The organism is Nafulsella turpanensis ZLM-10 (assembly GCF_000346615.1).
Classification (GTDB): domain Bacteria; phylum Bacteroidota; class Bacteroidia; order Cytophagales; family Cyclobacteriaceae; genus Nafulsella; species Nafulsella turpanensis.
On record NZ_ANNU01000077.1, the window covers coordinates 1 to 24,667 of the forward strand.

The 24,667-nt window shown below is 46.9% G+C and carries 16 protein-coding genes; 4 read left to right on the forward strand and 12 right to left on the reverse strand.

Features of this window, described 5'->3' with window-relative positions:
- Positions 1–10: 10 nt before the first annotated feature.
- The 11 genes from F752_RS0122105 to F752_RS26365 all read right to left on the reverse strand — a co-directional run bounded on the left by F752_RS0122105 (position 11) and on the right by F752_RS26365 (position 16,732).
- Entirely contained in the window at positions 11–301 is a 291-nt protein-coding gene (locus F752_RS0122105) for a hypothetical protein (protein WP_017733929.1), read from the reverse strand.
- Between the two features lie 167 nt (positions 302–468).
- Entirely contained in the window at positions 469–840 is a 372-nt protein-coding gene (locus tag F752_RS0122110; RefSeq protein WP_017733930.1) for a hypothetical protein, read from the reverse strand.
- A gap of 789 nt (positions 841–1,629) precedes the next feature.
- The gene (locus F752_RS0122120) at positions 1,630–3,900 is read right to left on the reverse strand and encodes a glycoside hydrolase family 3 N-terminal domain-containing protein (protein WP_017733932.1); all 2,271 of its coding nucleotides are present in this window, start codon (positions 3,898–3,900) and stop codon (positions 1,630–1,632) included.
- Between the two features lie 84 nt (positions 3,901–3,984).
- Positions 3,985–5,790, reverse strand: a complete 1,806-nt coding sequence (locus tag F752_RS0122125) for a glycoside hydrolase family 9 protein (RefSeq protein ID WP_040665058.1) — start codon at positions 5,788–5,790, stop codon at positions 3,985–3,987.
- Positions 5,791–6,006: 216 nt separating this feature from the next.
- Positions 6,007–7,656, reverse strand: coding sequence for a glycosyl hydrolase (locus F752_RS24875; protein WP_152425266.1), 1,650 nt, complete (start codon positions 7,654–7,656; stop codon positions 6,007–6,009).
- A 286-nt stretch (positions 7,657–7,942) separates the two neighbouring features.
- Complete coding sequence (locus F752_RS0122140) at positions 7,943–9,961, reverse strand: IPT/TIG domain-containing protein (RefSeq protein ID WP_017733936.1); 2,019 nt, start codon at positions 9,959–9,961, stop codon at positions 7,943–7,945.
- Positions 9,962–9,991: 30 nt separating this feature from the next.
- Positions 9,992–11,209 (reverse strand): glycan-binding surface protein, encoded by a 1,218-nt coding sequence (locus F752_RS0122145; RefSeq protein WP_017733937.1) that lies wholly within the window; start codon positions 11,207–11,209, stop codon positions 9,992–9,994.
- A gap of 20 nt (positions 11,210–11,229) precedes the next feature.
- Positions 11,230–12,891 carry a RagB/SusD family nutrient uptake outer membrane protein gene (locus F752_RS0122150; RefSeq protein ID WP_152425267.1) on the reverse strand — a complete coding sequence of 554 codons (1,662 nt, stop codon included), beginning with the start codon at positions 12,889–12,891 and terminating at the stop codon, positions 11,230–11,232.
- Between the two features lie 35 nt (positions 12,892–12,926).
- Entirely contained in the window at positions 12,927–16,100 is a 3,174-nt protein-coding gene (locus F752_RS0122155) for a SusC/RagA family TonB-linked outer membrane protein (protein WP_040665056.1), read from the reverse strand.
- A 71-nt stretch (positions 16,101–16,171) separates the two neighbouring features.
- Positions 16,172–16,306: a hypothetical protein gene (locus tag F752_RS26875; RefSeq protein WP_017733940.1), complete on the reverse strand. Its 135-nt coding sequence runs from the start codon at positions 16,304–16,306 to the stop codon at positions 16,172–16,174.
- Between the two features lie 156 nt (positions 16,307–16,462).
- Positions 16,463–16,732 carry a hypothetical protein gene (locus F752_RS26365; protein ID WP_017733941.1) on the reverse strand — a complete coding sequence of 90 codons (270 nt, stop codon included), beginning with the start codon at positions 16,730–16,732 and terminating at the stop codon, positions 16,463–16,465.
- A 487-nt stretch (positions 16,733–17,219) separates the two neighbouring features.
- On the opposite strand from F752_RS26365, the gene F752_RS0122170 reads away from it, so the two are divergent.
- Positions 17,220–18,620 (forward strand): sialate O-acetylesterase, encoded by a 1,401-nt coding sequence (locus F752_RS0122170; protein ID WP_017733942.1) that lies wholly within the window; start codon positions 17,220–17,222, stop codon positions 18,618–18,620.
- A 258-nt stretch (positions 18,621–18,878) separates the two neighbouring features.
- Here the strand turns inward: F752_RS0122170 and F752_RS0122180 are convergent, their stop codons facing one another.
- Positions 18,879–19,730 carry an AraC family transcriptional regulator gene (locus F752_RS0122180; RefSeq protein WP_017733944.1) on the reverse strand — a complete coding sequence of 284 codons (852 nt, stop codon included), beginning with the start codon at positions 19,728–19,730 and terminating at the stop codon, positions 18,879–18,881.
- Between the two features lie 508 nt (positions 19,731–20,238).
- Between F752_RS0122180 and F752_RS0122190 the strand changes: the two genes are divergently transcribed.
- From F752_RS0122190 to xylE, 3 genes are read left to right on the forward strand one after another with little or no spacing between them, the layout of a single operon-like run.
- Complete coding sequence (locus tag F752_RS0122190) at positions 20,239–21,723, forward strand: xylulokinase (protein WP_017733946.1); 1,485 nt, start codon at positions 20,239–20,241, stop codon at positions 21,721–21,723.
- 30 nt (positions 21,724–21,753) lie between these two features.
- Positions 21,754–23,085 carry a xylose isomerase gene (gene xylA / locus F752_RS0122195; RefSeq protein ID WP_017733947.1) on the forward strand — a complete coding sequence of 444 codons (1,332 nt, stop codon included), beginning with the start codon at positions 21,754–21,756 and terminating at the stop codon, positions 23,083–23,085.
- Positions 23,086–23,133: 48 nt separating this feature from the next.
- Complete coding sequence (gene xylE / locus F752_RS0122200; RefSeq protein WP_017733948.1) at positions 23,134–24,579, forward strand: D-xylose transporter XylE; 1,446 nt, start codon at positions 23,134–23,136, stop codon at positions 24,577–24,579.
- Positions 24,580–24,667 lie beyond the last annotated feature (88 nt).

Here is a 24,667-nt window from a genome sequence, read left to right on the forward strand (position 1 = left end):
CTTAATTCAATTAAAATTCAAAGAAAGCTGTCCTAAGCTTGGGGTCCACTAAATAATAATCTACTTCAAAAAATACCCTCATAAAGAATTCATCAAACGGTATGGTTTCATCACCCTCAACCTGCTTCCAATAATGACCATTATCAAACCTGCTTTCGCTAATTTGATAATTGTCTATCTCAATTCCATTTATATCAAAAAACTCACCTGCTATTGAACAGTCAATTGAGTCGTCCTTACAGGAAGGGAATCCTAAAAACAGAACCATTGTGAAGAATAAAGCCACTAATCGCTTTTTCATTATTGGGTATTTTATTTATAAACTAACTCAACCTTTTCCTATGTAGGAATCTTTCCGATGCTTGATTGACTATAAGTTCTCTAATCATGTAGTTGCTCACCAATGGAGGTAAGTAGCCCATAAGGCAATAGTTATGGAGAGCTTGACTTAAAGGCGCCCCTAAAAACCTACTTATTTGTAACCGTAAAATCTATTCTAACTGTCTGTATATCGGTACAAACCGTTCCAATTCCACCAGAGCAGGTTTCAATCACAACAAAGTCCTTTCCTGCAAAGTCTGATTCTGGTTTATATCTATATACTATACACCAGTCGGTGTTTGCATTTCTAACTATTTCACTTACTTCTGAATACTGTGGTTGTGTTACAATAGTAGCTCCTTCCTCATCACCACATATTTTAAAATCATGGATATATTCTTCTGTGTTTGTCAGGGTTACTTCAACTACTTCTTTAGAAGTTGAGACATCATCTTTTTCACAGCCCCATAATAGAAATAAAAACATTACCACATAACATGAATTCGAAATAATCTGCATCGCTCATAATCCTTTGTTACTTATTTAATTGACACAATTAGTTTTAAAAAGGTTGTTCTCCTAACACAAACAAGCCTCCTTATGCATTGAAACGATTCTGGTACTTCTTTAAAATACTTTAATGGCATTTCGAATTGGGATGGGAGTGGTCAATTCGTTTCGAATTCCAATGAATTTATGTTCATAAAAGTAAATCTGGTAATGGACAATCTTTACAGCATCCTTGAAGGATCGAAGCCGATAATAAACAGCACTTATCAGAATAGCTTTTCTCCATTAAAAATCTACTTATCCGCCGTGATAGGTGTGCGGGTAACAGGAGATTGAAAAAGATGGGTAACAATAAAATGTAAAATGTTTACCACCTTATAAAAAACGGGCAAACATTAATCTCAAATATTGGATATTATCAATAAAAAAGCCCTTCAAAATAAAATGAAAGGCTCGTATTATTATTTTAATTAGTCGCTACTTACAAAAAGTAATTCAAATTTAATAAAATCCTATTCCCGGCAGGCAGGTATCCATTGAACTACAGGAGCAGTTATTAAATGATGGGCAAATTTAGGTAAAATGTTCTTTACACAATTTTTCATGCTTTCAACTCTTTATCCCCTTCTACAGGCTGATGGGAAAGAGGATACGGACGGAATTTTTAGCGAAAGCCTCCCCACCTACAAAACATAAAAAAGCCGCTGATATTGAACCAGCGGCTTTTCACAGGAAGGGTTACATGAAGAGGGTCCTGCTTTTTTCTTTTTTCGCTAAAGGTTTTCCTTTTGCTCCTGTTTAAAGCGCGTAGTTTACCTCTACCTTCTGATCGCCCACCATCAGGTCGAAGGCGCCTGCTTCCGTTACCCACTCTCCTGCCTCGTTTACGAAGGCAAGCTCTTCAGGGCTAACCGTAAAGACTACTTCTTTTTCCTCTCCGGGAGCCAGCGATACTTTGGTATAGTCCCTGAGCCTTCTGGCGCTTGGGGTGATGCTGGCATAATGGTCGCGGCTGTACAGCTCCACGGCCTTCTGTCCTGCACGGCTGCCGGTATTCTTCACCTTTACACGTACCTCCAGCTCATCGTCCGGACCGAAAGTAGGCTTATTCACCTGCAAATCGGAAAACTCAAAGGTGGTGTAGCTCAGGCCTTCACCGAAGGTCCACTGCGGGTTAAAGCCTCCGTCGCCATAGGTATTGGGCTGATCTTCGCGGATCTTTTCGGTTCCTTTGTGGTCATACAGCACCACATCGCCCGAATGGCGCGGATAGGTAAAGGGCAGTATACCACTGGGGTTATAGTCGCCAAACAACACATCGGCAATGGCAGCTCCGCCAAAAGTGGATGGGCGGTACGCCAGCAGCACGGCATCCATATCGGGCACAATGGAAGAAATGACGCGCGGTCTGCCCTGGGTAAGCACCAGCACCACCGGCTTGCCTGTTTCAGCGGCTGCTTCCGCAAGGGCCAGCTGGCGGGGGTCGAGCTCAAGATTATCGATTACACCCGGGCTTTCGGCATAGGCTTTTTCGCCAAGGGTAAGAAGGATGACATCTGCCCCGGCGGCATCGGCTTTCAGCTGGTCGATATCGTAGTTCTCCTCAGCGCCATAATCGGTTACCGAGCGGCTGATGACGTTTTCTTCGCCTATTTCATTCCGCAGGGCTTCCACAATGGTAAGGGCCTTTTCAGGATAGAGGTCCTCATCGCTTCCCTGCCAGGTATAGGACCAACTGCTGTGCAGGGTACCCAGGTTGTTAGCGCCCGGACCGGCCACCAGCACTTTGGTGCCTTTATCGAGCGGAAGGATATCATTCTCATTCTTCAGTAAGGTAAGGCTTTCCAGGGAAGCATCGTAGGCCACACTGTCATATTCCGCCAGCTGTACACGGCTCTTCAGTTCTTCTTTCGGGAACGGATTGTCCAGCAGGCCAAGCTCTTCCTTCAGGTTCAGGATACGGCGCACGGAAAGGTCCAGGCGCTCTTCGGAGATGGTGCCTTCCTTTACCAGCTCCACGAGCAGGTCGTAAAAGGAGTAGTCGAGCGGCACCATGCTCATATCGAGCCCTGCTTCCACGGCCAAGCGAACGGCCTCTTTGGGCGTGGCCGCTACCCGGTGGCGGGTGTGCAGGCGAATTACATCTTCCCAGTCCGATACTGCCACTCCTTCAAAGCCCAGCTCATCGCGCAGGATGTCGGTCAGGTAATATTTGCTTGCATGCACCGGAACCCCGTTTACTTCGCCGGAATTAATCATGACGGTGGAGGCGCCTGCCTCTACTGCTTCTTTAAATGGGGGCAGCAAAAACTCCCGCAGCATGGTTTCCGGTATGTAAGAAGGCGTTCGGTCTTTACCGGTTTCGGGCATGGAATAGCCAATAAAGTGCTTCATGGTCGAAGCTACGGTATGGTCCTGGTTCAGGCCATCCTGCTCATACCCTTTAATGGTAGCAGCTCCCATGGTTTTTACCAGGTATACATCCTCGCCAAAAGTTTCCTCGAAGCGGGGCCAGAGAGGTTGGCGGCCTACGTCCAGCACGGGGTCGAAGTTCCAGGGTATCCCTGCCGCACGGGTTTCTGCTGCGGTGATTTCAGCAATTCTGCGGGCCATCTCCAGGTTACGGCTGGCGGCAGTGCCAATATTGTGCGGGAATAAAGTGGAGCCTGCGATATAGTTCGCCCCGTGGATGGCATCAATGCCATATAAGATGGGTATGCCCAGCCTGGTTTCTTCGGTGGCCACTTCCTGAATCGCATTCAGGATTTCGTGCCACTGATCCACGGTATAGGCATGCCCCTTCACATTAAGGATGGAGCCTACGTTTTTCTCCAGAAGGGCCGTTCTGAGCTTTTCCATATCCACCACGGTGGTTTCATCATCTTCCAGAATGAGGTCAATGGCCACCTGTGTCATCTGCCCTACTTTTTCTTCTATCGTCATGACAGAAAGAAGACTATCCACTCTGCTACTGGAGGGAGTAACATTACTTTCAGCGGCCTGTGGCGTTCCACAGTACTGCAGGAGGAGTGCCATGCCGCTGAGCAGCGTAAAAGATTTAAGATTCATGTAATAGAATTTGGTTTTTTGCCTGCCAGAGATTTCCGGTTGTTTCTCTCCGGAACAGGCAGCCTGGTTAAATATCTGTTTTATTTAATTATTCCTGTCCTGTACATAAGCTGCTTCCTGCTTCAGGGCCTCGAGGGCAGCTGTAAGGTATACCAGAGGAGCATTCCAGTTAATGGCTATTTCATTAGAGGCGTAAGAGCAGGTGGCATCTACGTAAGATTCATCCGCGGCATTGGAAGGATAGTCGCATTTATCCTGCTGCCCCGGGTTGGGCCCTCCTGCCAGAAGACCAGGCACCGGCGCTTCTATCCCATCGGCCTCCGAAGGGCGGTGGTGCGGAAACATGGGCGTTTTATCTCCATAGCCTGTTACAAAAGAATAGCCGGTGGCATTTCTTCCCAGCAGGTAATCCAGGTTCGAAAGCGCATGGTCCAGGTAAGCTTTTTCGCCGCTTAGCTGGTAAGCTTCAATCAGGGCAATTCCCTGGTTGGCTGCCACTGCACTGCTCCCCCACACAAAATCTTCGGCGGAGCGGCCCATTACGGTCGCATAAGCGTTTGCATCTACCTCCTCGGTAAGGCTCCCGGCTAAAGCAAGCACCTGCTCCTTTACTGCCTGTAGCAGCTGAGGGTCCTGCTCTTCAAGTTTATCGGCATGGCGCAGCAGCGTATAGTAGCCGAGCGCACGCACCTGGCCCCATGAAGGAACCAGCAGGAGGCTATCTTCAGGCAGGAGGCTGATGGCTTTCTGGTACTGCTCTTTTCCGGTGGTAGCCCAGAGTTCTGCAGCAGCCCACACCCGCTCATCACTTACGTCATCATCGCCATAGGCACCTGTATTTACAGCAGGCTTATACTTTTCATTCATGGCAGGCTGGTCGTACAGCTGGTCAGGATTTTTCTCTGCCCATGCCCAGGCTTTTTCTGACGCCTGCAGAAAGGTATCTGCCAGCCCTGGCAGCTGCTCTTCATAATCGCGGAATATACGGGCTGCCTGTGCCATTACGGCGGCAAAGTCTAAAGTGGCCGCCGTGCTTTTCTGCACCACATAACGGGTATTTTTCGCATCTGCAGGCATTACCATCCCCTCAAACTCAGCTGTTGTCAGCTTATGGTATACCCCGCCATCGGCTGGGTCCTGCATGGCAAGCATCCAGCGGAGGTTCCACAATGACTCATCGAGCAAATCGGGAAGCTCGTTATTTCCCTCCGGAATAGTCAGAGACAAGGAACGTGTATAAGCCGGAAATTCTTCGTGCAGGGAAAGCAGCGTTCCTGTACTTATGCCACTGTTAACGATGTATTTGTTGTAGTCGCCGGCATCGTACCAGCCCAGGGGAGCAGAAATGGTCGTTCCTTCGGGGCGGCCGGGGGTGGCCGCAGAAGCATGTATTTGTACGACCGTATCGGGGTGGCCTGCCGCGCGTGCCCATTCGCCGGCATATTCGGCAGGCAGGGCGGTAGAAACCCGCTGGAAGTAAAAGCCTTTTAAAGCGGCCTTTGTCAGATCTTCATATACCTCCGGCCCGACCGTTACCGGATAGGACTGTCCCACTCCTGGTACGGAAACAACAAAGGTCCCTTCCTTTTCCATCTCTGAGAAATCGGCAATGCGGGTGGTTTTTCCCGAATAAGAGGATTGTCTCCTTTCACTTAGCCTTCCTGAAAAAACTGTATCCTTCAGATTAGTACTGATTACATAAAAGACATCTGCCTCTACATCGCCGGCTACCACAGCCACTTTCGGACCTTCAGGGTAGAACCCGAGCTGGTTCAGGCGTATCTGCTCATTTAGTGTAGCTTCCGTCTCCTCAGTAGCGGCCGGAGTGCAGGATAGGCATATTCCAAAAGAGGCCAATATGCCCAGGCTCTTTATATTCCTTACTGTCATTATGATGCTGTTTAATTTAACTTCTTCTTCTTTTTTGTAAGCCCCTTGCCTATTCCGGTAGCAAGGCAGCTGCTTTTTTTGCAGGTCAGAATCACAAACGTTGACCACTATTCTGTACTTTACCACAAGCTGAATTGGCCTTCAGCGGCCGTCTTATTCCAACTTTCGGCAGCTCCTGCAGCTTATCAATTCAGGCAGGGATAAACCCTTCTCTCATTACTCCTTCATCACCCTCAGGCTGTGCTGCTGGTTTACCTTAAGGATATACAGGCCCGGCTGAAAACCAGCCATTGAAATGACTGCTGTATTCCCGCTCAGCCTTTCCTGTTTCACCATTGTGCCTAGGGTGTTATAAATGATTACAGATTCCAGCCTGCTCTTACTCTTTATCGTCAGCTCATTTATTACCCTGGTCGGGTAAGCAAGTACTGACTGCTCATCTTCACTAAAATCGGGTATGCCTGTCGGCTGCCTTTCGTAAATGGCCAGCGCAGGCATTTCATCCAGCGTTATTACATACTCATGCGCCAGCGCTTTTTCCCAAAGTGCCAGGGGGTTGTATTGGCTCTCACGGGTATAGCTGCCGTACCATGGCATAAACCACGACCAGCCGGCACCTTCCTGAAGCAGCTTATCCGGATCAGGAAAAGAACCTACTTCGCTGAGCGTTACCATTTTTTTTCCTCCGTAGAGGGCATTCAGATTATTGAATTCGATGGCCTGGGAGCTATGGTCGCCCTCTTTGTAAATGTCGCGCCCGATAATATCCACATATGCATCTCCGGGGTACCAGGCCTCATCGCCCGGCTCTCTCGTCCACACCCAAATCAGGTTACGGAGCCCGTGGTGATTTACCATTCGGTCATACATAAGCAGCCAAAGTTCTTTCAAAGGCTCAGGACCCTTTGCGCCCCACCAGAACCAGCCTCCTGCAGCTTCATGCAGGGGCCGCCAGATTACCGGCACACCTTCCTCCTGCAGTTCCTTTAGCAGTCCGGCCACATAATCGATGTCCTGCAGCATGGCCTGGTATTCTGCAGAGCTTTCATCCGCAATTCGGGAAATATCGAAGTCGGTGCCATCAGGTTTAGACTGGCTTTTGGTATAGAACTCTTCTGTATCGCGCGAAGGATCTCTCCAGTGCCACATGAGCGCCGGAATACCATTGCGGCTATACCAGGTATGTGCATTCATTACAGGCATTTTATCCTGGTACCAGCTGTATCCTCTCCCACTGTGCATAAAGTCAATTCCAAGCAAAGCCGGCTCCTGTCCTGTATGCTGTTTCAACCAAATAGCCTCATCGAGGCTGTCCAGTGTCATAGCACCGGAAATAATCTTTTTTCCATACTGGTCCAGCAGGAAGTCGTATAAAGCCCTGGCTTCCGGAATTGGATTTGGGCTCACCAGTGTCTGGTTCAGGTTAAAGCGTTCCGAAACAATTACTTTCTGTAATTCAATAAAATCAATATCAATCCAGCCCCAGGATTTTAATATTTCAATTTTATGCTCCCCGGGCTCCATTTTAAAGGTATTTACCACCTTATAAGCGGCAAACTGGCTGCTATCGGCCAGGTAGAATTCAGCTGAAATTCCGTTAACCGAGATAATATTTGTTTTTTCTCCATAAGGAGCCGCCGCCACAACAGAGATATTGTAAAAGCTAGGCTCCGTTAGATTCACTGAAAAGGAAAGAGCACCTTCTTCCTGCGCTACATAATAACCGCCCGAACAGGAAGAGCAGGCCTGCATCCTGGCTCCATTGCTAAGAACCGCACCTTCTGCCTCGTATTTCTGTGCATAGAGTTGAGAAGCAAACAGGAAGCTTAGCGATAAGCAACAAAGTAGCCGTAGACGTTTCTTCATGATTAATTCACTCAGGCCGGTTTGCGGCAATTTCCAATACTGGAATTTGTTATCCCTGGTATTCTACTAACTCATTAGCAGTTTCTGGCAACTGAAATTAACACTTTAAGCACACCCCTTTATAGTCCTTCCTTAGCCTAGGCTGGTACTTTTTTTACCGGTACCCATTTAAACACGGCCCTTTCTCTACGAGCAGGTTTTGTGCCTACGGAAGCAAGGGTGCAGAAAGTGGTAATGAAAATGGTACGCCATTTTAGGCGTACCATTTTGTAGTGGTTACTTAAATTTATCTAAGGCCAATGTGGTCATAATAAACTACTCCGGAGAAATCAGTATCCTGGAAGAACAACTCCGTAATAGCTGAAGGATTTCCCAGCTCAGACAATGGAATTTCAACATCTGTCCATTCTCCTACAACTACCGGAACCTGTTTTGTGAATTCACCTTCTGGCGTTTTAATTAAAAGCTGCACGCTTTTTCCTTCGCTGCCTTCTCCTCCAAACACTGAAAAGGCAAAGCTGGTAGCACCATCAGTTGAAAGGTTCCCTCCGCCAAACTGAGGGCCACCACCCCAGCCACCGCCATAGGTAACCTTGATGGCATTATCACCGCCACGAACTTCTTCGGTAGTGCCAAATTCAGTAATGGCAGAACCAAATCCTCCCCACGCTCCGAATCCACTTCCGGCAGCATCGGTATAAATAGGGGCAGCCAGTGGTGCAGGTGGTGGAGGTCCTGCAGGATCAAACCCAACTCTGTCTATATAGATAACATCACCAGCACTAGCCCCTTCCGGTTTAAATACAAAGTTAGAAATAGCCGAAAGGTCCACATCAGGGTATTTTGACAAATCTATTCTGTATTCTGTCCATTCTCCTTCCACCAGGGTTACGGCATTATAGTTACCCCAGTTGTCAGCACCACCATGCCCCAGGATGGCGGCTACCTGTTTACCATCCGTTCCGGGACCTCCATAGAGAGAGAAGACATATACCCCCATGCCACTGGCATCTACGGATGTTCCAACAATCTTCGCCCCACCATCACCGTTTGTTTCAAACTTATAAGACATGGTTCCTGAATAGGCTTGTTCAGTGCTTAAAGGATCGGCAGTACCACCCCAGCTTTCCGGACTTCCATTGAAGAAAAATTCATCATCATAAACAGTAGTCGCTAACAGCGGAGGACCTTCGCTCGGTACAACAACATTTACGCCTAAACTACCTGCAAAGCCGTGAATAGAAGTATATTTAATAGCACCTGCTTTAGCGTCATCGGGTAATGCCAGCACAATTTCCTCAGCTGAGTGGCTTACAAAATCAGCCGCTGGTACAGTAATTGGTGCTGTTACGCCTGGTAGAGTCAGTGCTCCTACCAGGTCGAGGTCGGTACCTGTAATGGTAATATTATCAACACCAGGCACGGCCGGCTTTGGAGTTATTCCAGTCGCTACCGGCAGAATGATCGTCAGCTCCTCGCTGGTAACCACATTAACCGGAGAGGCCTGCATTAGCGTCAGGGGTCCGTTTACGGCCTGGGCAGGAACCGCTACCACAATCTCATTAGCTGACTGGCTTACAAACTCTGTAGCGGTATCCCCCTCAAAAGCGATGGAGGTTACCAGGTCGAGGTCGGTACCTGTAATGGTCAGGTTATCGGTATGCTTTATGGCTGCAGGGCTAAAAGAGGTAACTGCTGGTAAGGTTACAATCAGTTCTTCTTCAGAGGCAAAAGACATTGGCTCTGTGCCGCCTGTTTTAAATACCAGGGCGCCTGACTGGGCTTCCATTGGCACGGTTACCACCACCTCGTTTAACGACTTGCTCACAAAGTCGGTAACCACGATGCCATCATTAAACATCACTTCTTCAATCCAGTTTACCAGTTCACCTTTAATACTGATATTCGTACCAGGGCGGGCTTCATCTGTAATGGACTCTATTACCACCGGAACCAAGAAGTTAAGCATTGCTTTTGATTCAATATCTCCTCCGGGGGTTCTGAGGATCACTTTCCCGGCCTGTGCAGCCTTAGGTACAACCAGCTCAATCAGTTCGGAGGACTGCGATACGAAATCACTGCTGGGTACTTCTACGCCAGGCAACTGGATAGCGGTTACTTTATCGAGGTTGAGCCCGATAAACTTTATCTGGTCGCCGTGTTCTACGCCTGCAGGGCCAAAGCTATGTAGTACCACCTCCTCTATCTCTTCCTCTTTCTCGCAGGAAGAGAGGGCGAGGCCGGCGAACAGAAGCATAATCAGGGTAAAGGCCGGTAAACTTTTTATATATTTTGGGAATTTCATTTCTATAACTTTTAAGTCAGTAAATTAAAATTACTTTTCTACTATCCGCACATTGTCGATATGAAGCTCAAATGGCGTAGAATCTGCCTTAGGTGTTGCGATTACCCAGAAGGACAGGGTGCCTGTTACATCCTTATCAAACTTCATGTCAGGCTCCCATATGTTATTCCCGTCGGCATCCTGATTATGGCTGTAAATCATTTCTGTGAGTGGGATAGTTACGGTTATCCATTCGCCCTCGGTATCAAAAGGAGCATCATGCTCCACCCATGGTCTCCACAGGCCTCTGCCGTTCAGGTTAGACCATACTTCCTGGTTACCCGCATTGTCCCATGGTCCCCAGGTAATATTTAAAATGGAACCATACCAGTCATCTGCTCTGGCCTCAAACTTTAACACCAGGTCTTCCGGATATCCTTCCACTAAGTTTGTTGGCACATCATACCTGGTGTGGCCCCAGAACTGAGATTCAAAATTATCTTCAATTCTTTCGTTCGCAGCCAGCACGCCACCCAGCTTTAAGTAATTTCCATCAATTCCATCTTCGCTTGCAATCGGGCCTGGCCTCCAGCTTCCCTCGGCAGTAAGGTCGTCATAGTTCAGAATGATGTTTCGCTGATCCTTATAGTGGAAGTTTGAAATTGTAGTACCAAACGCAGTGGTAAAGGAAACAGGCCCTGTCTGAGCACCTTCAGGTACGATAAATGTGACTGCATTCTGGTCCATCGCAATAATTTCCGCCTCTGCACCACCGGTAAAAGTTATAGCCACCGGCTCAAAAAAGAAGTCACCTGTTACTGTTGTTTCAGTACCTATGGGTGCATACTCATTTTCCATGGCAAGTACCAGCGGAGGAGCAATGGTAACTTCGAAAGGATAGCGGAGGGTGTCGCCATTGGCAAACACCAGCGTCATTACATCAGTTACTTCAGTTGGCGCTTTGTTTGGGATGTTTACCAGTATGGTCCTGTCCGTAACGTAACTTGGCTCCAAAGCAGCCTTCTGGTCGTTAAACCACAGGTGCTTGGTACTGCCAAGATTTTCCCCCACAATGGCAATCAGGTCTCCCAGTGGCGCACCCACCAGGAGAGAGTCGGCGGCAGCAGGGTCTGTTACCCGCACATAACTAATGCTTGGTTCGCCGCTCATTACCATCTCTTCATCATCCTTTTCGCAGGCGGTCATCAGGCTCCCCAGCACCAGTAGAGGAATGATTAAGAGCCATGTATTTTTTATAAGCTGTTTCATTTCTATATGAAATTAAATTTTTATTCAAAAATGTACTCAACTGCCTCTACTCCCGGGCCCAGGTTCGGATTCTGACCTATTTCCCCGTTAGGAATAGGAAGCACCATATCGGTTTCGTCGATGACTACCGGTGTTGCAGGTGGCACTATTTCATAAGCTTCCCAGCTGTTTACATCTCCTTCATAGCCTTCAATAGGTTCAAAAATAGCTGCTCTGTCTTGAGCATTCAGGTATGCAATTGCTGCAGCAGGGTCATGGTAGAAGTATCTTTTCACATCCAGCCAGGCAATACCTTCCATACCAAACTCTACTCTGCGCTCATTAAATATGTCGCGGTAAGTAATGGAGGTTCTTGGCTCCAGGCCGGCTCTTTCTCTTACTGCATTAAAGTAAGCTAAAGCTAATGGGTCGCTGGTCGATTCAGCCATTCCTAAAACAGCCTCTGCATAAATCAGGTATACATCTGCCAGGCGCAGCATGTACTGGTTCAGCGGCACAGCCTGGTTGTTGATAGCAATACCGCCCAAATCTGCAGAGCTGCCGACTACATACTTTTTGACGTTGTTCAATAAAGGACTTGGATTCTCCAGGTTACCTCCACCTGCCGGATCCGGCGTTACAATGTTGTAGGTATAGCCACCTGCATCCTTCCGGATTTCAGGGTAGAAGTCTCCTAATTCCATATAGATCCATGGCTGGCGCAAATCTTCGCCTCCTTCTGCATTTTCTTCTACATTATCCATGTAATCAATAGTTACTCCTTTGTAACCACCCCAGGCTTCACTATTTCCGGTAATTAAGCTGCTGCGCCCCATTACTGCCTGGCGGCTGTTTCCGAAGCCCCATGCACCACCTATCCACTGAAGTGCAAATAATGACTCCGGGTTGTTATTGTTTTCGATTCTAAATAAATCGGAATAGTCTTCCAGCAGGAAAAGTCCGCTGTTTTCAATTACGTTCTTCGCATAAGCGGCTGCTTTGGCAAAATCTTCAGCAGACTTTTCTCTTTGTGCCCTGGTAAGGTGTACCTTTGCCAGCATTCCCTGTGCCGCCCAGGTGGTTACCCTGCCAGGCTCATCCACCAGCGGAAGGTGCTCTGCCGCAAATTCCAGGTCACGAATAACAAACTCAATAACACTTGAATAGGTATTTTTTACTACATCAATGTTATTGCTTTCAATTAAGGCTGCCACATTTTCTATGATTGGCACTTCTTCCCAGTATTCTGCAAGGAGGTAGTAAGCGGTAGCCCTGATAAATCTTGCTTCTCCAAGACCTGCATTGATAACCTCCTGAGGCACTCCGTTTTGTCCTGCCACACGCGGCATATCGTTGATAATAGCATTTGCATAGGCAATAACATTATATAAACCTCTCCAGCCCTGCGAAATAATGTTGTTGTTATCTGAGTAAGTCAGGTAAAACAGCTGTCCTTCTGTCTGGTAGTCATTAAAAAGGTCTCCGGCCATGCCATCGCCGGCCGCCCAGCTGAACTTATCGTTATACTCAAACCATGGCCGGCCGTACAGAGTGGCAGTTACGGCTCTTATTTCAGATGCCGAATTGTAGAAGCCATCTACCGTCGGCGCATCTTCCGGAACGATTTCCAGAAATTCTTTATCACATGCAGTTGTTGAAAACAACAAGGAGCATATGAGCATATAAACAAACTTATTTTTCATAATCATTAATTTAATCCTGTTAATTTTCCGAAACCTTATAGGTCAATGTTCACACCAAAAGTAAATACTCTTGCGGAAGGGAAACGCCCCATGTCAATATTCTGCCGTAATGGATCCTGCTCGAAAGCACCAATCTCAGGATCTAAACCTGTGTAGTTTGTAAAGGTGTAAAGGTTCTGTGCATTTGCATACACCCTTAGCCTGTGCACTTTAAATCGCTGGGTTATTTCGCCTGGCAGGGTGTAAGCAAGGCTTACGTTCTGGATTCTAAGGAAGGAACCATCCTCAATCCACCGGTCTGACATGCGATTGTTTTCATTCACATTCAGCTGTGAGAATCGGGGCATATCCGTTTCCGGGTTCAGCAATACCACTTCGCCTGCTTCATTTTCCTCATAGCGGGCACGGTCAACTACGGTTACCGACTGGTTATCGTAGGCAGAAATCATTCCTTCAATTCTGTATCGCTGGAAGTTAAAGATGTCGGCTCCATAAGCTCCGCTCAGGAAGAAGGAGAAGTCAAAAGCGCCATAGGTAAATGTGTTATTTAATCCGAAGCTGAAATCAGGATTCGGGTCACCAATAACGGTCTTGTCATAAGAGTCAATGATACCATCAGGTACACCATCCGGTCCGCTGATATCTTTAAACTTCACATCTCCAATGTAAACCCCGTCTCTTTCATGAATAAGATTGCCTCCTTCCGGTCCCGGAACCTGTACCGCATGCTCCGCGATTTCTTCCAGAGTGGTGAAAATTCCATCGGTCTGGTATCCGTAGAAAAGACCTACCGGACCTCCGGCAGTTGTACGGGTTACTTCGTCGAAGCCGGCATACCAGTATAAACCTCTGGTATAAGCTCTGTCTACTTCTGTAATCTCGTTTCTGTTTAAAGTAAAGTTTACGTCTGTTTTCCAGCTAAACCCTTCTTCTACAACATTTATGGTATGAAGGCCAATTTCAAGTCCTTTATTTTCGAGTCGACCAACATTCGCATATGGCGCACCAATACCACCTGCACCACCACCTAAATAGTTAGGCAGAGATACCTGTAGCAATAAGTCTCTGGTAAACTTCTGATAAGCATCGATGGTCAAATCCACTCTTCCGGTCCATAATGCAATATCCACACCTACGTTATACTGCGCAGTAGTTTCCCACTTCAGGTCTGGGTTACCTAATCTGGCATTAATATAACCCAAACCGGCCCAGGTATTAATACCTGTTAAAGCAGAACCAAAGGCATAGTTAGGAATTTCCTGGTTGCCAACCTCTCCATAACCTACCCTTAATTTAAGGTCTGTTAACACATTAGACTCAGGCATAAAGTCTTCATTAGCAACCCTCCAGGCTAAACCTACAGAAGGGAAATAACCCCAGCGGTTGTTCGGGCCAAACCTGGAAGAACCATCGGCCCTCAGGGTAACAGTAGCCAGGTAGCGGTCGGAGTAGTTATAGTTAAAGCGGCCATAATAAGAGGCCAGTGAGTTTGCTCCGGCCCATCCGCCAGTAGCAATTTCTGAATTATCACCCTGGTTCGGGGTAATGATATCATTGGTTGCAAGGTTAATTTTGTAAAGGGCTGAGCCTTCGTACTCTGAGCGCATCGCCTCATTACCCACCATGGCAGTAAGGGAATGAACGCCAAAATCGCGGCTGTAAGTAAAATAGTTCTTCCATATCCAGTAAAAACTATTGTCGCGGCGCTGCTGAAGCTGGCTTACATCCGTACGAAGCGCCTCCCAGTTTTCCGGAACGAAAGAATTACTTACCCCGGTGTTGTCGTCAAAGCCAATTTCTGTTCTGAATGACAAGCCATCCGTTAATTCAGCATCTGCATAGAAGTTGGCCATAATCCGCTGTCTTTCCAAGGTGTTGGATCGCAAAAGGGCCAGGGCTACCGGGTTTACCGATACCTGGGCAGATTCGTTTTCGGCAGGTCCGCCAAAGTCACCCGCCATATTTCTTACCGAAACCTGTGGAGGCATCGATAAGGCCTGTGCAATTACGCCGTCACCACCATCATTCAGGGTAATGACTTCGTCTGTGCTGGAATAAGAAAGGCTTGTACCAACGTTTAACCAGCTTTTAACCTCACTATCCAGGTTGGTACGAATGTTAAAACGATCAAAACCAGAACCTATAATGATACCGTCCTGCTGGAAGTAACCTCCCATAACCGCATAGCGGCTTTTTTCACTTCCTCCTGTTATGGAAAGCTGGTGGCTTTGCATAGGCGCAATCTGGAACACCTCATCCTGCCAGTCTGTTCCGGGACCTAAAAGACTCGGATCCATGAATCTTTCATTCTGATTTATTGTCGTGAATTGCTCAGCCAGCTGGTTATTATACTCTGCATATTGGGGCAAAGTCATTACATCTATCCGCCTTTCTTCAGGGAATGACTGAACGGCATAATATCCATTATATGAAACCCTGGCCTCACCCTCCTTGCCACGCTTGGTAGTAATAATAACCACCCCGTTTGCGGCACGAGAACCATAAATGGCCGTAGCAGAAGCATCTTTCAGGATTTCGATACTTTCTATATCGCTCGGGCTCAGTGCAGAGAGAGGGCTCACAGAATTTTCCTGCTGACCACCTGCGCCACCGGCCCAGTCGAAACCGGCACCTCTTCCGCCATCGCCAGATACCTGGATACCATCGATTACATATAGCGGCTCGTTGGAACCGGTAATAGAGTTTGTACCACGTATTTTAATAGATACAGCCGCACCCGGTGCACCAGAGTTTTGGGAAACCTGAACACCTGCCACACGACCCTGCAGGGCCTGATCGATATTAGCGGTTACTGTGCTTCTTAAATCCTCTCCGGTAACAGAAGATACCGAACCGGTAAGGTCGCTCTTCTTCAGGGTACCATAACCCACCACCACAACTTCTTCCAGTTGCTGCACATCCTCTTCCAGAGTCACATTGATAGTTGATTTATTCCCTACCACTACCTCCTGTGTGTGGTAACCCACAAAGGAAAAAACAAGGCTGGCCTCCGGCCCGGGCACTTCGAGGCGATAGCTACCATCAAGGTCAGTAGTAACCCCTATAGAGGTGCCTTTTACGAGAACCGTTACGCCGGGCAGCGGTTCACCCGTAGATGCTTCAATCACCTTTCCGCTGACCTGCCTTTGAGCTACTGCGTCCGGCAATAGCCAGGCCAACAATAAGCAAATAAGTAATAATCTCTTCATACTATTAGATTTGATAAAATTGCAATTTCAATCGTTTGCATTGTTTGAATATGATAATTCTTAAGAATTGCTCAATCTATAATGGATGCTCCTGTTCTAAAACCCGGGGGAACTATCTCTTCTATGATAAGCTCAATTACGACTGCCCTGCCTTCGGGCGATACAATCGGTTTCACAATCGTTTGCAGCTTCACACCCCTGTTCATCCATTGTTTTCTTAAATTACCGGATGAACTCTAAATCTAGATATCAGACAATTAAAAGGCTATGACTATTGTCCCAAGCCCTATAACTATAATTTCACTGGATAAAAATTAAGAAGTAACCTGCTAAAAACCAGTCCGTTATGTTTTACAGCCTTTTCAGACCTGCTTTTCTCCTGCTCCTCTACCCGGCCTTATAGCTCTTCTCTGGCTTTCCCCAAAAGGGGCATATATTCCGAAACTTAATTTACAGATTTTTTTTATCTTTGCAACCGATTGCAACGCCAGGCAAAAATTTTTTCCTGCTTTTATTTCTTCACAAATTCTAGCGGCCATGCCGTATGCTAAAACTTGTCTCTTTACCCGGTGAAGTAACTCCTTAAAGCCAGCACTCTTTTTTTTGCCATGCCTTCCAGTTTCATAGACCACCCGGACTCCATATCGGGAAAGCGCAACTTTTCTGCTCAGTGGGATTTTACGCTCCGGGCTTAACCAAATTTAGGTACTTTACGCACCAAAGACATAATACTATTTTATCATTTGATTGACCAAAAAAATATTATTTTGAAAAAAGACTGAATTCCATACTATTTTTAACAGGAGAGCACAGAATGTAAGAACAGCCTGCACCAATACATATTTATCAGCTTATCAATGAAAATTGCAGAAAAACAGGGAATTTACCTCCAATATCCTCTTTTTCTGGATTTACTAAAAAATTATGTATAGCCTGAGCCTGCAGCGACACCTCTTATTATTTAAAAAACAAGTAGTAAAAACAATATAATGGCTTCAAGAAGCCTGGCTGAGAGAAAAGAAAAAACAGACTCTACTCTTCCTTTCTTTACAACTTAGCTCTTCAGGCCAAAACCACTTCAGTATATATCTCTAATATGCCTACTAACCGTTTCTGTATATGAAAAACTACTTCCCCCTGCTTTTAACAGCCATTCTCCTTCCGCTTTCTTCCGCATTGGCCAATGTCGGTCTTCCTGCCATTTTTAGCAACCACATGGTGTTGCAGCAAAATACAGAGGTAGTTATCTGGGGCTGGGCCAAGGCTCTGGAGGAAGTGAGTGTTAGCGGAAGCTGGAACCAGGATACCGTAAAAACGGTAGCCAATGCAAATGCACAATGGCAGGTCTCGCTCAAAACACCTCCTGCCGGCGGCCCCTATACACTTACCATAAAGGGGTATAATACCATTGTTCTGGAAGACGTGCTGATTGGGGAGGTTTGGTTTGTTTCCGGCCAGTCTAACATGGAGTGGAGCACCAGGGCAGGCATCGATAATGCGGAGCAGGCAATTCGGGAAGCGGACTATCCGGCTATTCGTTTTTTCAATGTAGAGCACCGCACAGCCGATGTACCACAAATTGACCTGGGCGGACACTGGGCCGCCTCCAGCCCGGAAACAATGATTGACTTTAGTGCCATCGCCTATTTCTTCGGCAGAGAGCTGCACCAGGAATTAGATGTACCCATAGGACTTATTAACAGCAGCTGGGGCGGCACGCCGGCAGAGGTGTGGGTAAAGCCGGCCATCATCAGCGAAAATTCTGAGCTGGCGGCGGCTGCCACAAAAATCGCTGAAGCGCCCTGGTGCCCTCACCTGCCGGGTAAAGCTTATCATGCCATTGTGGCGCCTATCATTCCGTTTAAAATTGCAGGTGTACTCTGGTACCAGGGAGAAACCAATACAGCCGCCCCACAGGCCTATGAAAAATTATTACCTGCCCTTATTGCAAGCTGGAGAAGCGAGTGGGGCTATGACTTTCCTTTCTACTTTGCCCAGATTGCCCCTTTCCAGTATGGTCGCCCCATGGAGGGGGTGCTCCTGCGGGATGCGCAGCGTAAAAGCCTGGCAGTTCCTAAAACAGGTATGGTAGTGCTGAGCGATATCGGCAATACAGAAAACATCCACCCGACAAATAAACTGGATGTAGGAAAACGCTTTGCAAATATTGCCCTGAACAGGACCTATGGCAGGGAGCACTTTCCTGTTTCGGGTCCGCTTTACCGCGAAATGAAGGTGGAAAACAATAAAATCCGGCTCTATTTTGATTATGCTGAAAACGGACTGAAGATAAAAGGCAAAAAGCTGACCCAATTTGAAATTGCAGGAGAAGACCGGCAGTTTGTACCTGCCACTGCCCGCATTAAGGGCAACACCATTGTGGTAAGTGCCCCCAAGGTTAAAAACCCGGTAGCTGTACGCTTTGCCTGGAGCAATACTGCCGAACCGAATCTTTTTAATACGGAGGATTTGCCGGCCTCCAGTTTCCGTACCGACGACTGGCCAATTGAACTGGAATAGCATACATAAAGAGGCGGCAGAGCAACTTCCGGCAAAACAGCTTAAGTCTGTTTTGCCCGGAGTAAGCTTCCACTATACAGGCAGGATCATAAAGAAAAACCTCCTGCTTTCCCTGCGCCACCACAAGCATGCAGGCTTAGCAACGAAGCTTCTCCAAAGGGCTCCAGAAACGCAGGCTGAAATTCCCTCATTTTTGAACATATCAAAAGGGAATAAACATACTATAATATATATAGTATAAACAGTGCCTGCCGAAGCTTAATTATTTCTACCGGAAAAGCCCTTTCTATACCTGGAAGGCGTTAGCTTTTTCACCTTTAAAAACTGCTTGTTGAAGTTAGCTAACGTATTGAAGCCACTATCGTAACAGATGTTGAGGATATTCGAATCGGTTTCAATCAGCAGCTTGCATGCATGGGCGATTCTTACTTCGTTTAAAAAATCTATGTAGGTTTTTTTTGTGCTCTTTTTAAAGAAGTTACAGAAGGCCGGCACGCTCATGCCTGCAATTTCAGCCACATCAGACAGGCTAATGCTTTGGCGGAAAGATTCCATGGTAAAGCGAAAAACACCCTCTATTCTCTCTTTATTTTTTGGGTTCGACAGTTTTACTCCTTCTGTCGATAGCGGGATAAAATCCTTTTCCCGTGCAATCAGCTCTAAGCACTCACATAACCTAATAATGCGCTTAAAGCCACTGAAATGTTCCAGCTCCCGTATCATCTTTCCAAGCAGCAGCTTACTTTGGCCCCTTAGCTGCAGCCCCTGCCCTGCTGTAGCAAACAAGGCCTTCACCTCCTTTGTCTCAGGCAAATCCAGAAATTCCTTTCCCCAGAAATCTTCCTGAAACTGGATTACTACCGCACTGGAAATGCCGTCGCCCTTCTTCTGGAAAGTATGGGGTACATTTTTGCCAATAAAAAAAACATCCCCTGTTTTATACTCTCCGGCAAAGTTGCCAACAAAGCTCAGCCCCTCTCCTTCTGTAATCAAAATAAGCTCATACTCTATATGCTGGTGCCAGGGTACTTCAAACTGTGGGGTTCGAAAGGTTTTAGTAACAAAAGAATTGTCTTCAGCAACCGGCAGCTTTTCAATTAAGGTTTTCATTCCACAGCTTATTTTACTTCAAAAGCCGGTTCCTTTACCAAACAGGAATAAAATGCAGGAGCCGGAAAAGACAAGAAATCCATTTAATCGCTTATATTAATTAAAATTAAGGACTTTTCAGGCAACAGCCCCTACATTTACATTAAAATAGTTTAGGTTTTGTAAGAAAAAGTGGTGGAAATTACTTTCCGGAAAGCCTACTTTTATAAATACACTGGAAGAACTGCGCCGGCTTTCTCCTGAGGAACAGAACAAATGCCAGGCCAAAAAGAAGAGTACTTACAAACTCATTACCAGCACCATACCCAAAACAGCATGCTTTTTAAATGAATAAAATATTTATTTAAGGCTGGCACATGCAATCGATTGAAATGAAAGGGCTTTTGCTCAACTACCATTCATTTTTTTCATGTAGCCTGCCTGCCGGAAAGGCCAAAGTCTGCCACAACAGAGGAAAGTGTCTTGAAGAAAACTTATTTAACGAACATTATAACGACAGCAATAAGCTATGCTTTTATTAGGAATAGATCTCGGTACTTCTTCTATTAAAGTATCGGTAGTGGATGCGCAAACGCAGAAATCTTTAGTGGCTGTTCAGTATCCCGACGAGGAAACGGCCATTCTATCGCCAAAACCCAGCTGGGCGGAGCAGTCTCCTGAGCTGTGGTGGGAACATGTACAGCAGGCTATCCTGCGGGCGCATGCAAGTGGCAAGTACAATCCTAAAGATATTGGCGCTATCGGTATCGCCTACCAGATGCATGGCTTAGTAGTAGTGGACAAGGAGCAGGAGGTACTCAGGAACTCTATCATCTGGTGCGATAGCCGTGCGGTAGAGATAGGCAATAAAGCCTTTGCCTCCATTGGCAGGGAAAAGAGCCTGTCGCACCTGCTTAACTCCCCCGGCAACTTTACTGCTTCCAAACTTGCCTGGATAAAGGACAATGAGCCTGAGGTTTACAGTAAAATCGATAAAATAATGCTTCCGGGAGACTTTATTGCCATGAAGCTTACCGGCGAAGTGACCACCAGTGTATCGGCACTTTCGGAAGGCATCTTCTGGGACTTCCGCGAAAATAAACTTTCTGAAGATGTGCTTTCTTATTTTCAGTTTGAAAAATCCTTTATACCTCCCATCAAACCTGTTTTCTCGGAACATGGAGGGCTTAAAAATGAATTAGCCAGTCAGCTTGGTTTGAAAGCAGGAATTCCCGTTACCTATAAATCGGGCGACCAGCCGAACAATGCTTTATCGCTGAATGTGCTTGAGCCGGGCGAGGTGGCTGCTACTGCCGGTACTTCCGGCGTCATTTATGGCGTAAGCGATCAGCTGGTTTACGACCCTCAGTCGCGAATTAACACCTTTGCCCATGTTAATTACACCGATGACCAAAAGCGCCTGGGGGTTTTGCTGTGCATTAATGGCACCGGCAGCCTCAACCGCTGGACCAAAAACCTGTTTGGTTCCGACATTAGCTACCCGGAAATGAACAGCGAGGCACAGCAGGTTCCTGTAGGAAGCGACGGTCTCCGGGTTTTACCTTTCGGGAATGGTGCAGAGCGTATGCTGAACAACCAGCTGGTGGGCTCCCATTTTCAGCATATAGATTTGAACCTGCATACCCGAAAACATATCTTCAGGGCGGTGCAGGAAGGTATTGCTTTTGCCTTCCGTTACGGGCTGGATATTATGCGGGAAAGCGGCATGCACCCTAAGGTTATCCGGGCAGGAAAATCCAATTTATTCTTAAGCGACCTCTTTACCGAAGCCTTTGTAAATGCAACAGGGGTTCCTGTTGAACTGCACGTAAACGATGGCAGTGTAGGAGCTGCTTTAGGGGCAGGTATAGGCATTAAAACCTTTGGCTCTGAAAAAGAAGCTTTTACCAACACCCGGCCTTTGCTCCTGATTGAGCCAAAGGCAACGGAACAGTATGAACCTGTATACCAGGAGTGGAAGAAACTACTGGAAAAACAATTAAATCAGCATTAATCATTCTACAACAAATAAAAACACACTTATATGTCCAAAATAGTATTAGGAGACAAAGAGTTCTTTAAAGGAATAGACCAGATAAAGTATGAGGGTCCGGAGTCAGATAACCCCATGGCTTACCGCTGGTACGACGAGAATAAAGTAGTGGCAGGAAAAACCCTGAAGGAACATTTGCGCTTTGCCGTAGCGTACTGGCATTCCTTTACCGGCAATGGCACCGATCCGTTTGGAGAGCCTACCCACCAGTTTGCCTGGGATGAAAAAAAGGATCCTGTTGAGCGGGCCAAGGATAAAATGGATGCCGCCTTCGAATTCATTACCAAAATGAACCTTCCTTACTACTGCTTCCACGATGTAGACGTAGTGGATTATGGAAACGATATCAGGGAAAATGAAAGAAGGCTTCAAATAATGGTGGAGTATGCCAAACAAAAGCAGGCCGAGAGTGGCGTGAAACTGCTGTGGGGTACTGCCAACCTGTTCTCTCACCGTCGATACATGAATGGGGCGGCTACAAACCCGGACTTTCATGTGCTGACGCATGGAGCAGCCCAGGTTAAGATAGCCCTCGATGCCACTATTGCCCTTAATGGAGAAAACTATGTATTCTGGGGCGGACGCGAAGGGTACATGAGCCTGCTTAATACCAATATGAAAAGAGAGCAGGAGCATTTTGCCCGTTTCCTGCATACTGCCAGGGACTATGCCCGCGGACAAGGCTTTAAAGGCACCTTCTTTATTGAACCAAAGCCTGCAGAGCCCACCAAGCACCAGTACGATTATGATGCTGCCACGGTTATTGGCTTCCTTCGCCAATACGACCTGATGGATGACTTTAAGCTGAACATTGAAGTAAACCATGCCACCCTTGCCGGCCACACCTTCCAGCACGAATTGCAGGTTGCCGCCGATGCCGGTGCTATGGGCTCTATCGACGCCAACCGCGGCGATTACCAGAACGGCTGGGATACTGACCAGTTCCCGAACAATATCAATGAAATTACAGAAGCCATGCTGGTGTTTCTGGAAGCCGGAGGGCTAAAGGGCGGAGGCGTAAATTTTGACGCTAAAATCCGCAGAAACTCTACCGACCCTAAAGACCTGTTCTATGCCCACATTGGCGGCGCCGATATTTTTGCCCGGGCCCTCATTACCGCAGACAAAATTATACAGGACTCCGAATACCGGAAAGTTCGTCAGGAACGCTACGCCTCTTTCGACAGTGGCAAAGGAAAGGCCTTTGAGGAAGGAAAGCTGTCGCTGCAGGACCTGATGGATTTTGCCATCCAAAACGGTGAACCGGCTACCATTAGCGGACGCCAGGAATACCTGGAAAACCTAATTAACCGATACATTTAAAAAAATTTCGAACCATTTTAATATATTAGGGGCTTAAACGGATTTTATATGATTGATAACCAAAAAGCTTCGGATCAGCAAAATCTTCCTTACATCATCAGCATTACCATTGCGGCTACGCTGGGTGGTCTTTTGTTTGGATATGATACCGCTGTTATTTCCGGCGCAATCGGTTCTTTAAGAACCTATTTCGAATTAACGGCTGCTCAAACCGGCTGGGCAGCTTCCAGTGCACTGGTCGGCTGCGTAATAGGTGCATCTATAGCTGGCTGGATAGCCGACCGCTTTGGCCGTAAGCCTGGCCTTCTGGCCGCAGCAGTATTGTTTACAGTTTCAGCAATAGGCTCCGCCATTCCGGACAGCTTTACCGTCTTCATAATCTTCCGTATTGTAGGTGGTGTTGGTGTGGGTATCGCTTCCATGCTTTCGCCTATGTACATTGCTGAAATAGCTCCCGAACACCTGCGGGGCAGGCTGGTATCTTTAAACCAGTTTGCTATTGTACTGGGGATTTTGGTGGTTTATTTCGTTAACTACTATATAGCCCTCCAGGGCGATGTAAGCTGGCAGGTAGAAACCGGCTGGCGCTGGATGTTTGGTAGCGAAACCATTCCTGCTGCTTTGTTCTTCCTTTTCATGCTATTTGTGCCCCGCAGCCCTCGCTGGCTGATGCTGGTAGGGCAGGAGGAAAAAGCTGACACAGTCCTTTCCAAAATCATGAACCCGCAGTATGCGAAAAAGGCGCTGGCAGATATCAAGCTTTCCCTGCACCGCGACATGAACAAGCCAAAGGTAAAAATCATTGGCCAGGGCTTTGGCTGGGTAGTTTTTATCGGCATTATGCTTAGTGTATTTCAGCAAATTACAGGTATTAACGTAATCCTGTATTATGCCCCTGAGATATTCAGTCAGTTAGGTGGCGGCACTACAGACTCCTCTTTACTGCAAACCATTGTGGTTGGAGCGGTAAACATGCTCTTTACAATCGTTGCTATTCTTACAGTAGACAGCCTTGGCAGAAAGCCCCTCATGATTTACGGTGCCCTGGGCATGGGCATTTGTATTACTGCGGTAGGCCTTACGGCTTATTACCAGATTACAGAAGCATGGATTCTTATCTTTATGCTGGGCTATATTGCCAGTTTCGCCCTTTCCCTGGGGCCTGTGGTATGGGTGTTACTTTCTGAAATCTTCCCGAATCAGATTAGAGGAAAGGCCATGGCTATTGCAGTGGCAGCCCAGTGGATTTCGAACTTCCTGGTAAGCCAGACTTTCCCGATGATGATGGGCAACACCTACCTGATGGATACTTTCCATGGCGGCTTTCCATTCTGGGTATATGGCGCGATGTGTGCGGTTACCATCTGGTTCGTTTGGAAATACGTACCGGAGACCAAAGGCAGAAAACTGGAAGATATGGAGGAGCTCTGGAGAAAGAAATCAGATCTTGTTCCGGAAGACGAGCCGGTTGCTGCAGGAAGCCCCAGAAGGTAATTATTTCAATGTACCTCTTCTGTATTCAGAAGGCTGTCTCGTCCTAGAATAGCGATACAGGTTTTTACAATAATAAATAATTAAATAT